General features: G+C 65.3%; 1 pseudogene. It reads left to right on the top strand.

The window, feature by feature from the left end:
* Positions 1-475 (top strand): annotated as a pseudogene (locus EN935_RS39965) (bifunctional folylpolyglutamate synthase/dihydrofolate synthase); the annotation flags it as partial.

Raw genomic sequence — 475 nt, 5'->3', positions numbered from 1 at the left:
TCTCTCGACCGCATTTCGCGGCTCCTTGAGCGGCTTGATAATCCGCAGGACCGGCTGCCGCCGGTCATCCACATCGCCGGCACCAACGGCAAGGGTTCGTGCGCTGCCTTTTCGCGCGCCCTGCTCGAGGCAGCGGATTACCGCGTCCATGTCCACACCTCGCCGCATCTGGTCAACTGGCACGAGCGCTACCGGCTGGCCGCCGATGGCGGCGGCAGGCTGGTCGAGGACCGGGTTTTCGCCGATGCCATCGCGCGCGTCGCCAGGGCCAATGAAGGCGAGACAATCACCGTCTTCGAGATCCTCACAGCCGTCACCTTCCTCTTGTTTTCCGAACACCAGGCCGACGCCGCGATCATCGAAGTCGGGCTCGGCGGCCGCTTCGACGCGACCAATGTGGTCAAGGAGCCGGCCGTGTCGGTGATCATGCCGGTGTCGCTCGACCATGAGGCCTATCTTGGCGACCGTGTCGAAC

The sequence above is a fragment of the Mesorhizobium sp. M7D.F.Ca.US.004.03.1.1 genome (assembly GCF_003998635.1).
In the GTDB taxonomy this organism is placed as follows: domain Bacteria; phylum Pseudomonadota; class Alphaproteobacteria; order Rhizobiales; family Rhizobiaceae; genus Mesorhizobium; species Mesorhizobium loti.
Note: the sequence above shows the minus strand (reverse complement) of the source record. Positions and strands in the feature narration are given on the sequence as shown.